The sequence below is a fragment of the Acinetobacter sp. AS23 genome, from assembly GCF_023612055.1.
GTDB classification, from domain to species: domain Bacteria; phylum Pseudomonadota; class Gammaproteobacteria; order Pseudomonadales; family Moraxellaceae; genus Acinetobacter; species Acinetobacter oleivorans.
Genome location: NZ_CP082274.1, coordinates 91,381 through 110,633, shown reverse-complemented (window position 1 = coordinate 110,633; position 19,253 = coordinate 91,381). Strand labels below are relative to the sequence as shown.

18 protein-coding genes and 1 pseudogene are annotated in these 19,253 nt (G+C 39.3%); 10 read left to right on the top strand and 9 right to left on the bottom strand.

Features of this window, described 5'->3' with window-relative positions; all coding sequences use genetic code 11:
* Positions 1 to 22 precede the first annotated feature (22 nt).
* The 4 genes from K6I41_RS00505 to pncB form a co-directional block, all read right to left on the bottom strand.
* Entirely contained in the window at positions 23 to 1,243 is a 1,221-nt protein-coding gene (locus tag K6I41_RS00505; protein WP_151744771.1) for an acetamidase/formamidase family protein, read from the bottom strand.
* Positions 1,244 to 1,670: 427 nt separating this feature from the next.
* Positions 1,671 to 2,522 (bottom strand): archaetidylserine decarboxylase, encoded by an 852-nt coding sequence (asd, locus tag K6I41_RS00500; RefSeq protein WP_004790127.1) that lies wholly within the window; start codon positions 2,520 to 2,522, stop codon positions 1,671 to 1,673.
* Positions 2,519 to 3,367 carry a sulfurtransferase gene (locus tag K6I41_RS00495; RefSeq protein ID WP_016801778.1) on the bottom strand — a complete coding sequence of 283 codons (849 nt, stop codon included), beginning with the start codon at positions 3,365 to 3,367 and terminating at the stop codon, positions 2,519 to 2,521. The genes asd and K6I41_RS00495 overlap by 4 nt, the downstream gene beginning before the upstream one ends.
* A 147-nt stretch (positions 3,368 to 3,514) precedes the next feature.
* A complete protein-coding gene (gene pncB / locus K6I41_RS00490; protein WP_005300500.1) occupies positions 3,515 to 4,729 on the bottom strand; it encodes a nicotinate phosphoribosyltransferase in 1,215 nt (404 codons plus the stop codon).
* Between the two features lie 168 nt (positions 4,730 to 4,897).
* Here pncB and dtd point away from each other — a divergent pair, with 168 nt between their 5' ends.
* Positions 4,898 to 5,341 carry a D-aminoacyl-tRNA deacylase gene (gene dtd / locus K6I41_RS00485; RefSeq protein ID WP_005300497.1) on the top strand — a complete coding sequence of 148 codons (444 nt, stop codon included), beginning with the start codon at positions 4,898 to 4,900 and terminating at the stop codon, positions 5,339 to 5,341.
* A gap of 43 nt (positions 5,342 to 5,384) precedes the next feature.
* On the opposite strand, the gene K6I41_RS00480 is transcribed toward dtd, so the two are convergent.
* The 3 genes from K6I41_RS00480 to serB all read right to left on the bottom strand — a co-directional run bounded on the left by K6I41_RS00480 (position 5,385) and on the right by serB (position 8,084).
* A complete protein-coding gene (locus K6I41_RS00480) occupies positions 5,385 to 5,864 on the bottom strand; it encodes a hypothetical protein (protein WP_013196563.1) in 480 nt (159 codons plus the stop codon).
* A gap of 251 nt (positions 5,865 to 6,115) precedes the next feature.
* Positions 6,116 to 6,451: a ciprofloxacin tolerance protein AciT gene (gene aciT / locus K6I41_RS00475; RefSeq protein WP_004704819.1), complete on the bottom strand. Its 336-nt coding sequence runs from the start codon at positions 6,449 to 6,451 to the stop codon at positions 6,116 to 6,118.
* A gap of 409 nt (positions 6,452 to 6,860) precedes the next feature.
* Positions 6,861 to 8,084 (bottom strand): phosphoserine phosphatase SerB, encoded by a 1,224-nt coding sequence (gene serB, locus K6I41_RS00470; protein ID WP_004790139.1) that lies wholly within the window; start codon positions 8,082 to 8,084, stop codon positions 6,861 to 6,863.
* A 59-nt stretch (positions 8,085 to 8,143) separates the two neighbouring features.
* Between serB and K6I41_RS00465 the strand changes: the two genes are divergently transcribed.
* From K6I41_RS00465 to glmS, 8 genes are all read left to right on the top strand, one after another.
* Entirely contained in the window at positions 8,144 to 9,451 is a 1,308-nt protein-coding gene (locus tag K6I41_RS00465; RefSeq protein WP_081399092.1) for a hypothetical protein, read from the top strand.
* A gap of 240 nt (positions 9,452 to 9,691) precedes the next feature.
* Positions 9,692 to 10,813: a bifunctional 3,4-dihydroxy-2-butanone-4-phosphate synthase/GTP cyclohydrolase II gene (gene ribBA / locus K6I41_RS00460; protein WP_003654193.1), complete on the top strand. Its 1,122-nt coding sequence runs from the start codon at positions 9,692 to 9,694 to the stop codon at positions 10,811 to 10,813.
* An 11-nt stretch (positions 10,814 to 10,824) separates the two neighbouring features.
* Entirely contained in the window at positions 10,825 to 11,295 is a 471-nt protein-coding gene (ribH, locus tag K6I41_RS00455; protein ID WP_002119264.1) for a 6,7-dimethyl-8-ribityllumazine synthase, read from the top strand.
* Positions 11,296 to 11,298: 3 nt separating this feature from the next.
* Positions 11,299 to 11,748 (top strand): transcription antitermination factor NusB, encoded by a 450-nt coding sequence (gene nusB / locus K6I41_RS00450; RefSeq protein ID WP_004790142.1) that lies wholly within the window; start codon positions 11,299 to 11,301, stop codon positions 11,746 to 11,748.
* 16 nt (positions 11,749 to 11,764) lie between these two features.
* Positions 11,765 to 12,682 (top strand): thiamine-phosphate kinase, encoded by a 918-nt coding sequence (gene thiL, locus K6I41_RS00445; RefSeq protein ID WP_250375008.1) that lies wholly within the window; start codon positions 11,765 to 11,767, stop codon positions 12,680 to 12,682.
* A complete protein-coding gene (locus K6I41_RS00440; RefSeq protein WP_013196559.1) occupies positions 12,660 to 13,175 on the top strand; it encodes a phosphatidylglycerophosphatase A family protein in 516 nt (171 codons plus the stop codon). Before thiL ends, K6I41_RS00440 begins: the two co-directional genes overlap by 23 nt.
* A gap of 15 nt (positions 13,176 to 13,190) precedes the next feature.
* Entirely contained in the window at positions 13,191 to 14,555 is a 1,365-nt protein-coding gene (glmU, locus tag K6I41_RS00435; RefSeq protein WP_250375007.1) for a bifunctional UDP-N-acetylglucosamine diphosphorylase/glucosamine-1-phosphate N-acetyltransferase GlmU, read from the top strand.
* Positions 14,556 to 14,567: 12 nt separating this feature from the next.
* Positions 14,568 to 16,406: a glutamine--fructose-6-phosphate transaminase (isomerizing) gene (gene glmS, locus K6I41_RS00430; RefSeq protein WP_005300481.1), complete on the top strand. Its 1,839-nt coding sequence runs from the start codon at positions 14,568 to 14,570 to the stop codon at positions 16,404 to 16,406.
* A 232-nt stretch (positions 16,407 to 16,638) separates the two neighbouring features.
* Here glmS and K6I41_RS00425 read toward each other — a convergent pair.
* A pseudogene (locus K6I41_RS00425) lies at positions 16,639 to 16,933 on the bottom strand (hypothetical protein).
* An 889-nt stretch (positions 16,934 to 17,822) separates the two neighbouring features.
* Here K6I41_RS00425 and K6I41_RS00420 point away from each other — a divergent pair.
* A complete protein-coding gene (locus tag K6I41_RS00420; protein ID WP_191000952.1) occupies positions 17,823 to 18,446 on the top strand; it encodes a LysE family translocator in 624 nt (207 codons plus the stop codon).
* On the opposite strand, the gene murI is transcribed toward K6I41_RS00420, so the two are convergent.
* Entirely contained in the window at positions 18,433 to 19,233 is an 801-nt protein-coding gene (murI, locus tag K6I41_RS00415) for a glutamate racemase (protein WP_250375006.1), read from the bottom strand. The two genes, K6I41_RS00420 and murI, sit on opposite strands and share 14 nt — an antisense overlap.
* Between the last annotated feature and the right edge of the window lie 20 nt (positions 19,234 to 19,253).

Below are 19,253 nucleotides of genomic sequence, written 5' to 3'. Positions count from 1 at the left end.
GGGAGCATTGCTCCCTTTTTAATTATTTACTCTCAAACTCTTTAAAATCAGCTTTTCTGATTTTTGCATGGATCCCTTTGGTTTTATCTACAACTTGTGAAACTTCAAAATCAGTTGCGGCACTTAAATACGCATAAGCCGTTGCTTCATCAATACCGTATTCTTGATTTAGGAAACGAATGGCTTCACGTGTAGACTTTTTCATCGCTTCATCAAGATCTTCATCAAGTCCCGGTGTAATCCAAAACTCAGCATTTTCAGCTAAAGGTTGTTTTAGCTCTTTGCCCGGTATTTTATCTTTACCTGCTTTGAGCAAGGTAAATTTTAGTGTTGCACGTGCTGAAGCTTCGAGTGCAGTTAATGCTACTTCACCATCCCCTTGCGCGAAATGGCTATCACCCGTATAGAATAATGCGCCTTTGACCTGAACAGGATAATAGGCTGTTGAACCTGCACCTAGTTCATTAATATCAATATTTCCACCATACATTGCAGGGGGTACAGAGTGAACAGGCTCAGAAGTATTGGCTGCTACCCCCATAATTCCCATAAAAGGATAAAGCGGGAACCGTATTGATTTACCCGATTCTGTTTTTAATACACCTTCGTACTCACCTTTAGCATTTTTTTCAATTGGTGTGAAAATTGAGACATTTCCATAGCGTTCAGGATGCTCAGCCGATGCATTTTCTTGCTTTGCTTTTTTAGGAAATTCCCCGACTAAAGCACCTTTACCATGTCGATTTGAAATAACACCGTAAGGTACACGCGGCTCAACTTTAAGTACCTCAACTTTCAAAATATCACCGGGCTGTGCGCCTTCAATTGCAACAGGACCTGTCACAATATGTGGCCCATCTTTATGAAAATCATGCTTTAAATTTGACTGCGTAATCGTTTTTGCATCTTCCAATATTTCATTAGATTTGACACCTTTCGATTGAAAGAACTTTTCAGCATTACGCCCTTGGTCTTCAAGCAAACCTTCATGAGAAACCGTATCAAATGTCACAACACTACCCGACGGAACAGTAAGTACGGGTTTGGCATCCCGATTCGGTAAATAACCCCATGTAATGGTTTTTAAAGTAGATGGAACGTAATAATTACCTTTATATTCGCCACTTTGAAGTTGAGTAGGCTGTTTTGAAATTTGATTTAAAACTTTAAAATCATTGGCATGGCTGAGTGAAATACAAAGTACAGATAAAACCGAAGCTGTCAGGCGTTTAACTTTTAACATGATTTCAGAACCTAAAAATATGAAAATTACAGTAAGGTCCTGAATAGTTAGCAAGCATTGTGCCAAGGCTAAAGGCTGTGCAATATCTAAAAATCGCTTCACATTTATAAAATTAAATAATTTTTTTAAATTTAATAACTTATCTTCAAATAAAATTAAAATTACGACTTAAGTCTAACTTAAATATTTCTTTCTATTTTTATTTATTAATTTTCAATCACATTAATATTTTTGCTCTCTTTAGACACATATTTATAGGCTAGTTAATATAGCGTCCTATTTCAGATCACTTAATAATAATTATATTTCCATATAATATAAATCCAGACATAGTTATATATTTTGCTTTTATATAATTTAAATCAAAAAATAAACCCTGAATAATTAAACTCAGGGTTTACTTGTTTTATAGGGATTATATCGCTTACTAAACTGTATGTCCCATGCGCTCGCCCATTACAACCACAGACTCAGCTTTAAAACGTTGTTCCCATTCGATCTTATCTTTTTCAAATAAAATAACTGCGGTAGAACCTAAATAAAAACGTCCAAGCTCGGCACCTTTTTCTAGCTTTAACTGATGATGCTGTAATTCGATACGACCTGAAGGTTTCACTTTACCTGTCGCCACAGTTTCAATACCAGCAACAATCATTGCCCCCACTAAAACAACAGCCATACGGCCAAGTTCAGTATCAAACAAACACACCATGCGTTCATTACGGGCAAATAGTCCCGGTACATTTTCAGCAGTCACCTGATTTACCGAAAATAGCTCACCCGGTACATACAACGTTTCAGTTAATGTACCTGCAAACGGCATATGTACACGGTGGTAATCGCGTGGAGATAGATAGACTGTCGCGAACTCGCCTTCTTGAAACGGCTGAGCAAGTTGTGGGTCGCCAATAAGTTTCTCTACAGAGAAGCTTTGGCCTTTTGCTTGAAATACTTCACCCGCAGTAATTTTACCAATTTGAGAAATTGCGCCATCAGCAGGTGACACGATGCTATCTGCATTTTCGTCAACAAGACGCACGCCATCTTTCAAAGCACGAGTAAAAAAGTCATTAAAAGATTTATATTTTAGTGCGTTGCCTTGTTCAGCAATCGATAAATCAATCCCATATTTGGTTTTAAATGCATGAATAACAGCAGTTTTCACAACTGGATTTTCACTCGCAGCAACTTTACCTACCACACGGCTCAATTGGTGCTGTGGTACAAGGTTTTGTGCCTTAATAAATAATTCTTTTTTTAATCGAGATGTGAAACTCACGACGGTGATTCTCCAGTAATAATAGGACTATCGAGGCGATTGCCCCATTCACTCCACGCACCATCATAGGCTTTTGCTTCCCAGCCCAAGAGCCTAGCCAAAATATAGGCCAAACCGGAACGGTGATGTGACTGGCAGTACACAACTACAGGTTGCTGTAAATCGAACCCAAGTTGTTCAAGGCGCTGCCGCGTGCGTTCAAGCGGGTGCAATTTTAGATGATTTTGCCGATTAAGTGCAGTACTCCATTCAAAATGGAGTGCATTTGGAATGTGACCGCCGCGTCGCGCTGCTAAACGGATCCCACTATATTCATCACTCGTCCGGCAATCCCACAATTGAACATTTTCTTGTTCTACTTGTTTGCGTAGCTCTTCATAGTTCACACGGAACTGAGCGGCATGCGATAAATCAATCTGAATTAAGTCTGTAACAGGAGAAACTTCTTCGACTTCTGCTGTAGTTGGTAACCCTGCTCCTAACCATGCATGGATACCGCCATTAATTAAACTGGTACGGGTGAATCCTAAGCAATGCAAATTCCAGATTAAACGTCCAGCCCATGCTCCGCCTTCATCGTCATAGACCACAACATGATGATTAGGTGAAATATTCAATTTCTCAATCAGTGCTTGTAAACCTGCTTCATCTGGCAAAATGCCAGTGGCTTCTTCGTGTTGAGACACTAACCATTTAGGTTGTAAGTGAATAGCATGCGGAATATGAAGTTGCTCATAAACAGAAGCACGGCTCAAATCTACAATGCGAATATATTCATTGCCTAAATAAGGCACTAATTCTTCTGCTTCTATTAATAAATCGAGTTTAAAATCCGGGAGTGTCATCGTCATGGTTTCTTTTTATACCAGCTTAATTTCATATTAGCATAAGCTTATATCTAACAAACTCTGATTTTCTGCAACTCTTTAGCAGAAAATCAGATATCAGCACTCTTACTTTTAAAAATACAAAATAGCGAGACTACTTTTTACTTAAACGACTTCTTCAAGTTCTTCAATTTCAAAAACCTGACGCAAATAAGCTAAGAAGGTATCGTTATCGGTCATGGTTTTACCGGGACTATCAGAAATTTTCGCAACCGACTGACCATTACATTCGACTAGTTTCAACACAATATTGAGCGGCTTTTGTCCCATATCATTAGTCAAATTAGTTCCAATACCAAAACTCACCTGAAAACGATCTTTAAAGTATTGATGTAATTCCCATGCTTTTGGCAAATTAAGACCATCGCTAAAAGTCAGCATCTTGGTTTTGGTATCAATTTTTAATTTACGATAATGCGCATAAGCCTTATCGCCCCATTCGTAAGGATCACCACTGTCATGGCGTAAGCCATCAAAGAGTTTCGCAAAATACAAATCAAAATCTCGGAGGAACGCATCCATACCAACAACGTCAGTCAAAGCAATTCCTAAGTCTCCGCGATATTCTTGCACCCATGTTTCTAAAGCAGCTTTTTGAAAGTCACGCAGTCGTACATCAAGTGCCTGAAAAGCTTGTAGGAATTCATGAGCCATGGTCCCAATTGGCGTAATGTTTAACTCTTTTGCAAGCAGGACATTACTTGTACCACGGAACACATTTGGTACTGTTTTATGAAAGGCTGCCACCACATGTTTTTGCCATACGAAGCTATAACGGCGACGTGTACCAAAATCAGAAACTAAGAATGGCGGGTCATTCGGTTTTTGTGTTTTTTCATATTCCTGAATCAATTCAAGCTTAGCCTTTAAACGGCGCTCGCCTTCAGCCCATACTTCATCGGTTTTGATACGGCTAAAATAAAGTTCATTTACAATTGCCAATACAAAAATTTCAAACATCATGGCTTGAACCATTGGACCTTCAATATGAATATCCAAACGACCTTCCGCATCGATGCTAGCTCGAATAAAGCGTCGCTTCAGTTGAAACAGTTCTAAATAATCGACAAAGTCACTTTTTATAAAGCGCAATTTACGTAAATATTGAAGCTCGTCTTCTTTATATTTAAGACTACACAAATAGTCGAGTTGTTCGTTTAAATCATCCAAAATATCTACTAGTGGATAGACAGTATCTTCTAAATTTCTACAGCGGAAATGGTAGACACTATGGGTTTGCGGGAATTTATGCAAAACCACTTGTAACATCGTAAATTTGTACAAGTCTGTATCTAGTAAAGAATGGATAATTGGAGACATAGTCAATGATTATTCGCTTGCTTCTTAGCATTAAAGCATATTTTTATAAATCAATTGCGAGCTTTTAGACCATTGTTGCAATTCCATGAAATTTCCTTTTAAAAATCATTTAATTTAAATTCTGCTAAACTAAACCAATTCAATTAATTGCAGAAATTTGCTTTAACTATGCGCGCTTTAATACAACGAGTTCTTGAAGCCAAAGTGGTGGTTGACGGTGAGACTACTGGTGAAATCCAACATGGACTACTGGTTTTTTTAGGCATTGGCCGTGATGACACTTTAGCAATTGGCCAGAAGCTTATTGATAAGATTTTGAAATATCGCATCTTTGATGACGAACAAGGCAAAATGGGCTGGAATGTCTCTCAAGCAAATGGAGGAATCCTGCTTGTTTCACAATTTACCCTGATGGCTCAAACGCAAAAAGGTTTACGTCCAGATTTTGGCCCAGCCATGCCACCAGCAGATGCAAAAGCGTTATATGAACAGTTGGTTGAATATGCCCATTCACAATTTGAAAAAGTTCAAACCGGCATTTTTGCAGCTGATATGAAGGTTCATCTCATTAATGATGGTCCCGTGACTTTCAATCTAGAAGTCGAAGCGTAGATATAAAAAAACTCCCATTTGGGAGTTTTTTTATATCTGGCGATTAGCGACCAGTTTTCTCTTTAATAAAAGCGCGTGCTTGACGTACTTTCTCTTTAACTGGTTTTGGCAACTTAGGTGGAATGAGTCTAGCCACTTGGTTAAACCAAACAAGTAGGCTGAAGTCTCCTTCCATTTTAATACTGCCGTTTTGCATGCCTGTCATAAATGCAGTTGGGTCACCTTTAATCAAAGTTTTTACACCCTGTTCGCTATCTGCAAACTGCAAGATAAAGTCAGCTTTTTCAGGTGCACCTGCAACAGTATCGATCTGTCCATTATTAATAATGATCTGACGTGCAACACCTAAGTCCGTACCAATCTGAATACGGAAAGCGCGGTCATGAATCAATTCAATAAACTTAGGACTAGTACGTGCCAATTGCTTCATACGCAGCACTAAACCTGCTACCAATAAATCTAACGGGTCTGTACTGACATCAACGAGAGGTAACTTGACTACAGGTATAGAAGAAAGTTTCATGAACATTCACGCCTATTGTATTTTTATGAAAACTTTAGAGCAAAACTCAACAAGGACATACCATTGCTTGTGTTTTGTGCATCAACTGATAATTTTTAGCTGGCAACGCAATCTAGATGAAACGTCAACAGACGCGTCTATCGTAGCATAACTGGCTATTTTTTAATAAATGCTTTGTATAATAAAAATCACGTTTCGTAAATAAAAAAGGCATGCTGTGCATACCTTTTTACCGTTAGATAACAATTTAATTATCGGCTAGAACATTGCTGCTGATCATCTTCATATACTGGCGTGTGTTCTATATATTGGCGATTTGCCAAAGCCTTTTGTGCCTGTTTATCCTCACGTAACAAAACAAATGTAACCATTACCATCGCTAGACTTAGTGCAGTTAAATAACTATATGTGACTGGCATTTCAAAAGTGACTTGAACTCCAAAACGGACCACTTCCAATAGCCCCCAAAAGAACATCCCTGCAAGCATAAAACCAAGCCAACGACGGTAAGGAGAAAAGAAAACAGCAACAAGCGCGACAGCGATCAAGCTGAATCCGGCGATAGCGGCAAAATTCGCTGTTACCATAGAAACCTCCGTCTTAATGAAAACGTCTAAAAAGATTCGGTCTTAAAAACCCGACCTCATTCCAAAAACAACTTTAATTCATAATTTGTGTTGAAGCTTAGGATGCATTATGGATGTTTTTTTTTAGAAAAAAAGACCCGTTTTTTCTTAATGCGACATACTTTGTCGCAACATTCTTTTGTCATTACATTTTTGTAAAATTCAAAAAGTTCGATTCCCTATATGGCATCAATTCTGGCGTGTCATTACAAAAAAATATGCTGTTTTTAAGGACCAAAATAAGTTTTTTTCAGATTTTTTTATTGCCTTTTTTCTGTGCATGATTTGAGCATAACATGCTTGTTTTTATGACGATTCTGCATAAAAAAAGCGCTACTCTGAAGTAGCGCTTAAAGCTTAGCCTTATAGATTAAGCACGGTTTAAATCTTTGTCATGCATACCAAGTAAATATAGAACCCCGTCTAAGCCCACACTTGAAATAGCCTGATTTGCATTTTGACGAACTAAAGGTTTAGCGCGATAAGCTACACCAAGCCCTGCAATCGCTAGCATTGGCAAATCGTTTGCGCCATCGCCTACTGCCATCGCTTGCTCTAGAGAAATACCCATTTTATTTGCAAGTTCGCGTAATAACTCAGCTTTACGAGCGCCATCAACAATTGCGCCTTTCACTTCACCCGTTACGAAACCGTCTTGCACATCTAAGATGTTGGCATGAACTTCATCAATACCAAGTTTACCTTGTAGATATTCAGCAAAATATTGGAATCCACCAGATAAAATTGCCGTTTTATAACCAAGCGCTTTTAAGGTCGAGATAAGACGCTCTGCACCTTCAGTAATGGTTAAACGCTCTGCAATTTTAGGTAAAACAGCAGCATCTAGCCCTTTTAATAATGCAACACGAGCACGGAAGCTTTGCTGGAAATCAAGTTCACCTTGCATCGCTCTTTCAGTGATTTCAGCAACTTGTGCGCCTACCCCTGCTTCAATCGCTAACTCATCAATCACTTCTTGTTCAATGAGTGTTGAGTCCATATCAAAACAAACTAAACGGCGGTTACGTCGATAAGCGTTGTCTTCTTGAACAGCGACATCAATATTTAATTCACTTGAAAGAAGTAAACATGCTGCACGCATGGCTTGAGCATCTAAAGTTGGGCCACTGCTTAAACCAAACTGTACACATGCACGACGCGGGAATGCGCTATCCTTTTCAAAGTCGACACGGCCTGATAAACGGGTAACAGTTTCAATGTTAAAGCCTTGGCTAGACACAATTTGTGTAACCGCTTGTAAGTGTGCAGCAGTGAGTTCAGGGGCTAAAGCCGTGACGATATAACGAGTGCGGCCACCTTCAGTTACCCATTGATCGTATTCTGCGCCTGTGATTGGTTTAAAGCGCACTGTTAAGCCAATATCATGTGCTAAAATCAGAATTTCTTTCATTGCCAATGCGGTCGCAGTTTCATTATCGGAAGCGACTACAATGCCCAATGTGAGTTGATTATGAATAACAGCCTGACCTACATCCAGTATTTGCAATGAATGTACGGATAGTACTTGCATTAATCGGGTAAACTGGTTTGGTTGGTCTGGTCCTAAAAAGGATATAAGAATGATTTCTCGCATGAATTGACTCTAGTCTGAGTGACAACTATTGTAAGAATCATAATCGAATTTCAATATAATTGCCTTGGAAGTTTAACTTGATTGCGCCTAGACAAGGGCTATTTGCTAGCCTACTGATCGTTAGTTTTGCATTGCATACCTTTTTAATGGTGATTGCAACGACACACCAGCTCAATGAAAACCGTGCGAGTCAAGGTCAGCTCATGACCAGTCAACTCGTTGCAGACAGCTTATCTGAGCTAGAACCTGCCAATACGGTGTCTTTAGCTCTGATTGCCAATCGCTATGCGACCAATCCAAGCGTTGCGTCTATTCGCATTCTTGATGCCAACAAACAAGTGCTGGCAACGAGTGGAATTTCAAAAACTCGCCAAGGTGAGATTTTTGCTCGCGATGCTCTGCAAAATGAAAAGAAAGTGGGCTCTATCGAGATTACGCTGATTCAACCAAGCATTGGTGAAATTCTGCGCACTCAATGGCTAGCAATTTTAGCTTCTCTGTTTTTGCATGTTTTATTATGGCTTGCCTATCGCGCGATTGCTCGCCCAACCCGTAGCGAATATTTGGCACGTATTAACGAAGAAAACCGCTTGAAACATGAAATTCAGCAGTTAACTCAGGCATTGGCTCTAGAAAAACAAAATACAGTAACGTTGGTTGCTCAAGCTCAACAACAAGCGAAAGGTAAACCGGCGGCTCGTCCACAACCAGAGAAAACAGCAGATTCAGCTGACCAACACATGTTGGCACTCAATATTCAGTTTTATGATCCTAAACAGTTATTAAGCAGTGTTAACCAATCGGTATCTGTTCCGTACTTTAAACTCTGTCAGCTCTTTTTAAACAAGAGTATTGAGTTATGCGTGAAACATTACCAATTAAAGTTAGCGGACATTGAAGTCGTAAATGAGTTTAATGCTGACGGCGCTACACTTGCGATTTCAACCTCGCACGCTCACGCTGTAGAGTGTCTGCTTATGGTTGGAACCGTATTTCAGTTGCTCTCTGACGTTTTATATAAACGTTACCGCGAAGATAAACGCTTTGCGCTTCAAACTCGTAGTGCAACGTGTAATGCTGTGGAAGCAATGCAAATTGACGCGAAAGAAGCTGCTCAACGTTTAGCACAGCATCTTCATGCGAAAGAATCTGCTTTATATCTTGAGAATGATCAACTTAAGGCAATTCAAGACAGCTATCAACTTGTTGCAATGCCAAACCCAAGCAATGTGATGACTCGTCATGCATTTATGATCAATGGCATGAATGCAGAGTGCGCTGAACTTGCTCAAAATATTCGCACTGAGATTTTGATGGGAAAAAAATCAATCCCACAAAATGATAGTCCAAGCAGTGCAGCTTCATAAAAAATACCTGCGCACATCAGAACCTAGCCTTTTGGCTAGGTTTTTTTTATTTAAATTCCTTGTTTTTATTTTAAATTATTCCATTTTCTTATGATTTATTTGTATAAATAAAGCTGGATCTATTCTATCTCGTTGCAAAGTTGGATAAATCAGAATCATAGGCAAAATTCTCTAAACAGCGTAAACTATGCAAAATTTATTAAATAGAAATTGTCTAACGACAAAAAAAGGTGAGAGCGAATGCCGCTGAGTCGTGTTGAAGATCTTGTCGCCGATATTCGTGCAGGCAAAATGGTTATCTTGATGGATGACGAAGATCGCGAAAATGAAGGTGATCTTGTCATTGCAGCAACGCATGTTCGTCCTGAAGATATTAACTTCATGATTACCCATGCACGTGGTCTAGTTTGCCTAACGTTAAGCCGTGAGCGCTGTAAGCAGTTAAACCTTCCGTTGATGGTTGACCAAAACGGTGCTCAGCATAGTACAAACTTTACCTTATCAATCGAAGCCGCTGAAGGTATTACAACTGGTATTTCAGCAGCAGAGCGTGCACATACAATTCAAGCTGCTGTCGCAGCGCATGCAAAGCCAAGTGATATTGTGCAACCGGGCCATATTTTCCCGTTAATGGCACAGCCAGGCGGTGTTCTACATCGTGCGGGTCATACTGAAGCGGGCTGTGATTTAACACGCTTAGCAGGTCTTGAACCAGCTTCTGTCATTTGTGAAATCATCAATGAAGATGGCACAATGGCGCGCCGTGCAGATTTAGAAATTTTTGCCGAGAAGCATGGCTTAAAAATTGGTACAATTGCGGACTTGATTCACTACCGCATGACCAATGAGCAAACGGTTGAACGTCTGGATCAAAAAACGATTCAAACAGAATATGGTTCATTTGAACTCTATCGTTATCGTGAGATTGGTAACCCGGACATCCATTTGGCTTTAGTCAAAGGCGAGCCAAAAGAAGGTGTTACAACAGTACGTGTACATGGTTTCAGTCCAATTCGCGATTTACTTAAGCTCAATAAAGCTGATGGTGAACCTGCGTGGAATCTAGACCGTGCACTACAGACAATTGCAGCGAGTGATCGCGGTGTTTTAGTCTGGATCGGGCAAGATCATTTGCAAGACTTGGGACCAGCGTTGGATGATTTAAATAAACCAAAACCGGTGAAATCCAATGCAGCACTTTCACATCAATATCAAACCATTGGTGTAGGCGCTCAAATTTTGCGTGACTTAGGTGTTGAAAAAATGAAGCTTCTTAGCTCACCATTACGTTTCAATGCTTTATCTGGCTTTAATTTAGAAGTAGTGGAATATGTCACTGCTGATCAAATCACAACGAAATAATCGAGGTTGCTATGGCAATTCGCCGTATTGAAGGTTTATTACATCTCGCAAGCGAAGGTCGTTATGCGATTTTAGTGGGTCGTTTCAACAGTTTTGTTGTTGAACACTTATTGGATGGTGCAATCGACACATTAAAACGTCATGGTGTAAATGAAGATAACATTACTGTTATTCATGCTCCTGGCGCATGGGAACTCCCGATTGTTGCTAAAAAATTAGCTACATCAAATCAATTTGATGCAATCATCGCACTTGGCGCAGTTATTCGTGGTAGCACACCACACTTTGACTTCGTTGCTGGTGAATGTGCAAAAGGTTTAGGTGTAGTCGCGTTAGAAAGCAGCTTGCCTGTCATCAATGGTGTATTAACTACTGATAGCATCGAGCAAGCCATCGAACGTTCAGGTACAAAAGCAGGAAACAAAGGTAGCGAAGCTGCTTTAACTGCAATTGAAATGGTTAATTTATTAAAGGCAATTTAAAGCATGTCTCAAACACTGCAAGCCGCTTATGCAGCAAAACGCAAAGCACGTCGTTTTGCTGTACAAGGTATTTATGAGTGGCAAATGAGTCACAATCCTGTACATGAAATCGAAGCACGTACTCGTGCTGAAAATGCCATGCACAAGGTAGACTTAAATTACTATCACGAACTACTAACGCAAGTGATTGCACTGCGCGATGATCTTGATGCATTACTCATTCCGGTACTTGACCGTGAACTTAGTGCACTTGATGGTGTAGAGCTCGCAACCTTACGTTTAGGTGCTTATGAGTTACGTGATCATTTAGAAGTACCTTATCGTGTAGTTCTTGATGAAGCCATTGAACTCGCCAAACACTTTGGTGGAGCAGATAGCCATAAATACATTAATGGCGTTTTAGATCGTTTAAGTTCAACACTACGTAGTGCTGAAAAACAACAAGCAAACTAATAGGTTTGAAGTTGATATGGCTGAGTTTTCTATTATTGACCAATACTTTAACAGACAATCTTACACAGATGTCACCTTAGGTATTGGAGATGACTCAGCCTTAATCACCCCTCCCCAAAATCAACAATTGGTGATCTGTGCAGATACACTAGTTGCTGGTCGTCACTTTCCTCTTAATACCTCAGCGCATGCAATTGGCTGGAAAAGTGTGGCTGTAAATCTTTCAGATATTGCTGCCATGGGTGCTAAACCCCATAGTATCTTACTTGCGTTAAGCCTCCCTACCATTGACCATGAATGGCTCGAAGGATTCAGTCAGGGAATCTATGACTGCTGTAATCAATTTGGTGTTGCTCTCATTGGTGGAGATACGACCCAAGGTCCACATCTGACCATTACCGTGACGGCTATGGGTTGGATTGAAGCTGGACAAGCGGTGTTACGTTCAGGCGCAAAAGTCGGTGACTATGTGTGTGTGAGCGGTCAAGTTGGAGATGCAGCATATGGTTTACAACACCCAGGTCATCCATTACAAAAAAGACTAGACTACCCAACACCACGTTGTCAGCTTGGACAACAGTTAAAGGGCCTTGCTTCTAGCATGATTGATATTTCTGATGGATTAGCCCAAGATTTAGGCCATATTTTAAAAGCTTCAAAGGTCGGTGCTCGGTTATTTTTAGAAAAGTTACCGATTGATTCAACGCTAGAGAAACTACCAGAACAGCAGCGTTGGCAATATGCGCTAGCTGGTGGTGATGACTACGAATTATGTTTTACAATAACACCGCAAAATTATGAAAAACTTTTGCAAAAACAACTAGACATTAAGTTTACAATGATCGGACAGATCGTTGAGCAAACACAACTAACTTTTGAGCATTTGGGTTCGGATTACCCATTGCAAATTCATGGATACCAACACTTTGCATAAGCCGCCGATTCATTTTAAAGACATGTCTTGGTTCAACCGCTGCATCGTTTTCTGTGGAGTTGGTTTCGGATCTGGTCTCGCACCTAAAGCCCCTGGTACTTTTGGCTCTGCTTTTGCCCTACTCTTCGTTCCGATCTGGTTATCGCTTGGATTTAACTTAAGCTTAATCGCGATAATTATCATGTCTTTGGTCGGGATTTATATTTGTGGTCAAACAGCAAAAGTCATAAATGTACACGATGATGGTCGAATTGTGTGGGATGAATTTGCAGGGCAATCTATTACCTTTCTTCCTCTCATTTACTTACAACAAATGAACTGGATGTGGGTGATCGTCGGCTTCATATTATTTCGAATTTTCGATGTTTGGAAACCTTGGCCTATCCGTGTTATTGATCGTCAAGTGCATGGTGGTTTTGGTATTATGCTTGACGATATTATTGCCGGTGTATGGGCTGCTCTTTGTACACTAATTATTATCCATTTGACTTAATCATTAGAGTTATTCATGTCAACTACCGTCATTATTCTTGCTGCTGGTAAAGGAACGCGTATGCGTTCTCAGCTTCCTAAAGTATTACAACCTTTAGCAGGTCGCCCACTATTAGGGCATGTCATTGAAACAGCAAAACAATTACAAGCTAAAAATATTATTACGATTTATGGTCATGGTGGTGACCGCGTACAACAAACATTTGCCCAAGAAAATGTTCAATGGGTTGAGCAAGCTGAACAACTTGGTACAGGTCATGCAGTACAAATGACCTTACCTGTACTTCCTAAAGAAGGTGTTTCACTGATTTTATCAGGCGATGTACCATGTATTAATGCAAATACGTTGCAAAAATTATTAGATGCATCGACTCAGACAGGAATTGGCTTAGTTACGCTTACTGTAGATGATGCAACAGGTTATGGCCGTATTGTGCGCCAAAATGGCAAAATCCAAGCCATTGTTGAACATAAAGATGCAAACGAAGCACAACGCCAAATTAAAGAATTCAATACAGGCATTTACTGTGTTAGCAACGCAAAACTTCATGAGTGGTTGCCTAAACTTTCAAATGAAAATGCACAGGGTGAATATTACCTAACTGACATCGTTGCAATGGCAATTGCAGATGGCTTAGAAGTTGCCTCTGTTGAACCAGAGCTTGCTTTTGAAGTTGAAGGGGTTAATGACCGCTTACAACTTGCAGCTTTAGAACGCCAGTTCCAACAAGAGCAAGTCAAAAAGCTCATGCAGCAAGGTGTAATGTTCTTTGACCCTGCACGCTTTGATTTACGTGGTTCTGTAAAAGTTGGACAAGACGTTCGTATTGACATCAATGTTATTATTGAAGGTGAATGTGAGCTTGGTGATTTTGTAGAAATCGGCGCTGGCTGTATTTTAAAGAACACCAAAATTGCAGCAGGCACTAAAGTTCAGGCCTACAGCGTTTTTGATGGCGCAGTTGTAGGCGAAAATGCTCAAATTGGACCATTTGCACGCTTACGCCCAGGTGCTAAATTGGCAAATGAAGTGCATATTGGCAACTTTGTTGAAGTTAAAAACACATCGATTGGACTAGGTAGTAAAGCTAACCATTTCACATACTTAGGTGATGCAGAAATCGGTGCTGAATCAAATATTGGGGCAGGTACTATTACTTGTAATTACGACGGTGCAAATAAACACAAAACCACTATTGGCGATGCCGTTTTTATCGGTTCTAATAGCTCGCTGGTTGCTCCGGTGACCATTGGGAATGGCGCAACAGTTGGTGCGGGTTCTGTGATTACGAAAGATGTAGCCGAACAAAGTCTCTCCTTTGAACGTGCGCAACAAATTTCAAAAGCAAATTATCAACGTCCCCAAAAGGTTAAAAAATAAGAGGATTGAAGTATGTGTGGTATCGTCGGAGGCGTTGCAGAGCGTTGTGTAACCGAGATTTTAATTGAAGGTTTAAAACGTCTTGAATACCGCGGTTATGATTCTGCGGGTGTTGCTTTACTGAATAACCAACAAATTTTACGTGAGCGTCGTGTAGGTAAAGTTATTAATCTTGCCGATGCAGTTGCTGAACACCAGCTTACAGGGGCTATCGGGATTGCGCATACCCGTTGGGCAACACATGGTAAACCAACTGAAAATAATGCTCACCCACATATGTCGGGTAAGGTTGCTGTTGTACATAACGGTATCATTGAAAACTACCAAGAATTAAAAGACGACCTTCAAGCATTAGGTTACGTTTTTACTTCTCAAACAGATACTGAAGTTGTTGCACACTTAGTTGCTGAAGCACTAAAAAGCACAGATAGCCTTTTAGATGCTGTTGAAACTGTTGTACCTCAGCTTAAAGGTGCTTACGCGCTAGGTATTATCCACAGCGATTATCCAGATGAACTCATTACTGTACGTGAAGGTTCACCTTTAGTCATTGGTGTAGGTATTGGTGAAAACTTTATTAGTTCAGACCAACTTGCACTTTTACCAGTGACTAACCGCTTTATGTACCTAGAAGAAGGCGATATTGCACGTCTTACTCGCACTTCAATTGAAGTATTCGCAAATGGCGAACGCGTTGAACGTCCAGTACGAGAGCTTGATGCAACCGTAAGCAGTGCATCAAAAGGTGAATACAAGCACTACATGCTCAAAGAAATTTATGAGCAACCAGAAGCAATCAAGCAAACAATTTCTCAAGCGCTTGATGGCAATAGCTTACGTGATGATTTCTTGAAAAATGCTGATGCAGATTTCAACAAAATTCAAAGCGTACAAATCATTGCTTGTGGTACAAGTTACCACTCAGGAATGATTGCGAAATATTGGTTTGAACAACTGATTGGCGTGCCTTGCCAAGTTGAAATCGCGAGTGAATTCCGCTATCGCACCCCTGTAATTGTTGAAAATACACTTTATATTTGTATTTCACAGTCAGGTGAAACTGCTGATACTTTAGCGGCACTACGTGAAACTCAAAAACGTGCGAAAGCAAACAATATCGATATTCAGACTTTGACTATCTGTAACGTTGCTACGTCTTCAATGGTTCGTGAAACTGATCATCACTTATTGACTCTTGCTGGTCCTGAGATTGGTGTTGCTTCAACTAAAGCGTTCACGACTCAGCTCGCTGCGCTTATGTTGTTAATCTTGAAAATTGGTCAAGTGAAACAACGTATTAGCCCTGCTCTTCTTGAAGAAATTACGCGTGAGCTATGGCACAGCCCGAAAGTTATTCTTGATACGCTTAAACATGATCCAGAAATTTTGCGTTTGTCTGAATTATTCGTTGAAAAAAATCACTGCTTATTCTTAGGTCGTGGTACGAATTATCCAATCGCATTAGAAGGTGCATTAAAGCTAAAAGAAATTTCATATATTCATGCAGAAGGTTATGCGGCTGGTGAGTTAAAACACGGCCCATTAGCACTTGTTGATAATGAAATGCCGATCGTCATTCTTGCTCCAAATGATGAAATGCTTGATAAGCTAAAATCAAATATGGAAGAAGTTCAGGCACGTGGTGGTGAATTATTCGTTTTCGCTGATGAAAATAGCGGAATCAATGGAAAAGACCGTCAACACGTTGTGCATATTCCAGCAGTAAACGAATGGCTTGCACCAATCGTTTATAGCGTACCAGTTCAGTTGTTGTCTTATCACGTTGCTGTATTACGTGGTACAGACGTTGACCAGCCACGTAACTTGGCGAAATCAGTAACTGTAGAATAATAATCAGACATGCTTTCTATGCCATAAAGGGTGTAGATCGCTTCTGTTGATTAGAAAGCCCGATACGCATTAATTGCCTATCGGGCTTTTTTTATTGCGTTCATATGGCTACACAGCCCCTTTCCCGTGAAAGAAAATAGAGAACTCTGCTTAGGACCCTGTGTCACAACGGACTTTTACTTTTGCGCTGATTTAAAGTTTGAGAGAGCATTGCGACACAGAGATAAAGGAGCTAAGCGAACTTAGCCCATTTCAGTTTTATCGCAGCGTTGAATGCTGCTGAACAAGTTAGGGGCAAAGTCCTGTGGGAGAACAGGACTTTGCAAACTGGTGTGTTTTAAACGTTGCACGATTTGAGGTGAATACACTTGCGCGAGCTGTTGGCAAACACAATTACAACTGGCTTGCATGTGTTCACCTGACAAGCAAATTCTTTTAAATTCCTGCTGAGCATTGGCATCATCATTTGTAATACTGTAAGCACCGACCACAAGGTTTAAAAACAATATAAATTTATGAAGTTTCATATTATTCTCATGATTATTTATATCTTTAAATAAAACAGAAATATTATTCGCTTAAATATTAAAATAATTTTTTAAATAATAATTAATCCTCCCACAAAAATAGGAAAATAAAATAATTAAGATTTTAAAATAAAAATAATTTATAAATTTAAAAAATCAGGTTAAAGAAACCCAAATTTTAAATAAATAAAATAGTTAAATAAGAGAGAAAATGAGTTTAAATTGTGGCATGGCCAACTCCTTAAAAATGGAGTCCTACCACCAGATCACCGCGAATTAATTTATGGTGGTAGAACGAAAGAGGGTTGACAGACTGGTGCCCATAGAGACCAGCACGCACGGGGCGTCCCCCTTCCGTCCTACCGCAAAGAAAGGGGACGCAAGGGTCTAACGACTTATAGTAGAACTATAATCCGCTATGGGGACTTACGGTCTGTCAAAACCGTCTGGCAATGTAGGCCAGCAACGAGATAATAATCGGTGATTTTAATTACGTCAATTTATTTTAATAAAAAATTTTAAATATAATAATTTTATTAATATTTAAATAATATTATCCTCTTTATTATTTTCATGGTTTTTAATTAAATTTAAAATTGAGTTATATATTTGGTTAATAAAATAGATTGATCGTTAATTTTAAATTAATAATTAATATAAATACGTCTAAGATGAGAAAAGTTAAGTATAAAAAATATCTTAATCTAGGTGCTCTAAGCTTAGAGTTTTGTGATTGAGATTTTTTGACAGTGACTCTAAAAGTTAGATCAAGTTATTTTGAGTTTTTATAGCCATAAATCTGATTATAAAATTGAAATACTTATAAATTTCATATACTTTAAATTGTTTAAAATTCACTCAAAAATAGTAACAATAAGATAGGTAAAACATGATTTCTTTAGAGCTTTTCATTACATTTTTAATTACTACAATTATTTTTGCTTATATCCCGGGTCCGGCAATGCTTTATACGGCTGCACAGACGCTTTCTCGCGGCAGAAAATCTGGTTTGATGGCAGCATTTGGAATTTTCTTAGGAGGTTGTTTTCATATCATTGCAGCCTCTTTAGGCTTAACGACCATCTTTCAAATTATTCCAAAACTCTATGATATTATTAAGATTTTAGGTGCTTTGTATTTAGTTTGGTTAGGCATTAAATTAATTAGATCTACCTCGTCCCCTACTGTTCAGCAAAATGTTGAAAATGGTCAATTATCTTTAAAGCAGAGCATTCTGGTCGAAGTTTTAAACCCTAAAACCGCTATTTTTTATATCGCATTTTTACCCCAATTTATTAATACCTCATTAGATTTTCCAGTTTGGTCTCAATTCATCATTCTGGGGCTTATAGTGAATCTAATCTTTGTTTCTGCTGATGTGGTTTGTGTGTTTTTAGCCAATTACATTAGCCAAAAATTAACTAAATCGAAGAAGCCCCAAAAATCTATGTCAGTTATGGGTGGACTCATTTTTATGGGGCTAGGCGTTTTTCTTGGCTTTAAAAACCAGTAGTTTCTACGGGTAAATGCGTACCTAATAAAGAAAAAGTCACGTCTGCAACTTCCAACGGGTCTGAACTGGTCCAAATAATATGATTTCCTTCATTTGGACTTTCAGAACTTAAATGATATTGATTGAGCTGCCGAATTAATTGCGCTGTTACAGCTTCCGAAGGCTCAATAATTTGTATATCACGACCTACAATTTCCTGAATCGTGTCTGAAACAAACGGATAGTGGGTGCATCCTAAAATAATCGTATCGACTTTTTGTTCGACCAACGGCGCCAAAATATTTTTTAAATAATCTTTAACTTCCGCTGTATGCGCTTTACCCGTTTCAATTTTTTCGGCCAGACCAATACAAGGCACTAAAGAGACTTTAATATCTTGCGCATATGTTTCAATTAAACTTTTTAAGTTTTTGCCCCTAACCGTAGTGGCAGTTGCCAAAACCGCAATATGCTTACTTTTTGTGATGGCTACAGCAGGTTTTACCGCTGGTTCTATGGCAATAAGTGGAACACTAATTTGTGCTCTAATCGTTTCAATCGCTACAGCCGTCATGGTGTTACAAGCAACCACAATCGCTTTGCAATTCCCGTCATTTATAAGATTTGAGATTAAGTGAGTGGTTCGTGAAACAATCCAGTCGCTTTCTTTGTCTCCATATGGGACATATTTCGAGTCAGCGAAATAGATAATATCTTCATTCGGAAGGGCCTGCCGAATATGCTTAAAGAGAGACAACCCACCTAAACCAGAATCAATCATTCCAATCGGGTTGTTATTGTTATTCATGGTTTGTCCTGCATTTCATA

Coding starts and splice junctions, on each gene's coding strand:
- K6I41_RS00495 (WP_016801778.1), bottom strand. CDS start 3,367: ATGACACTCCCGGATTTTAAACTCGATTTATTAATAGAAGCAGAAGAA.
- ribH (WP_002119264.1), top strand. CDS start 10,825: ATGGCAATTCGCCGTATTGAAGGTTTATTACATCTCGCAAGCGAAGGT.
- K6I41_RS00480 (WP_013196563.1), bottom strand. CDS start 5,864: ATGAAACTTTCTTCTATACCTGTAGTCAAGTTACCTCTCGTTGATGTC.
- ribBA (WP_003654193.1), top strand. CDS start 9,692: ATGCCGCTGAGTCGTGTTGAAGATCTTGTCGCCGATATTCGTGCAGGC.
- pncB (WP_005300500.1), bottom strand. CDS start 4,729: ATGTCTCCAATTATCCATTCTTTACTAGATACAGACTTGTACAAATTT.
- serB (WP_004790139.1), bottom strand. CDS start 8,084: ATGCGAGAAATCATTCTTATATCCTTTTTAGGACCAGACCAACCAAAC.
- aciT (WP_004704819.1), bottom strand. CDS start 6,451: ATGGTAACAGCGAATTTTGCCGCTATCGCCGGATTCAGCTTGATCGCT.
- nusB (WP_004790142.1), top strand. CDS start 11,299: ATGTCTCAAACACTGCAAGCCGCTTATGCAGCAAAACGCAAAGCACGT.
- thiL (WP_250375008.1), top strand. CDS start 11,765: ATGGCTGAGTTTTCTATTATTGACCAATACTTTAACAGACAATCTTAC.
- glmS (WP_005300481.1), top strand. CDS start 14,568: ATGTGTGGTATCGTCGGAGGCGTTGCAGAGCGTTGTGTAACCGAGATT.
- dtd (WP_005300497.1), top strand. CDS start 4,898: ATGCGCGCTTTAATACAACGAGTTCTTGAAGCCAAAGTGGTGGTTGAC.
- K6I41_RS00505 (WP_151744771.1), bottom strand. CDS start 1,243: ATGTTAAAAGTTAAACGCCTGACAGCTTCGGTTTTATCTGTACTTTGT.
- glmU (WP_250375007.1), top strand. CDS start 13,191: ATGTCAACTACCGTCATTATTCTTGCTGCTGGTAAAGGAACGCGTATG.
- K6I41_RS00420 (WP_191000952.1), top strand. CDS start 17,823: ATGATTTCTTTAGAGCTTTTCATTACATTTTTAATTACTACAATTATT.
- K6I41_RS00440 (WP_013196559.1), top strand. CDS start 12,660: ATGGATACCAACACTTTGCATAAGCCGCCGATTCATTTTAAAGACATG.
- murI (WP_250375006.1), bottom strand. CDS start 19,233: ATGAATAACAATAACAACCCGATTGGAATGATTGATTCTGGTTTAGGT.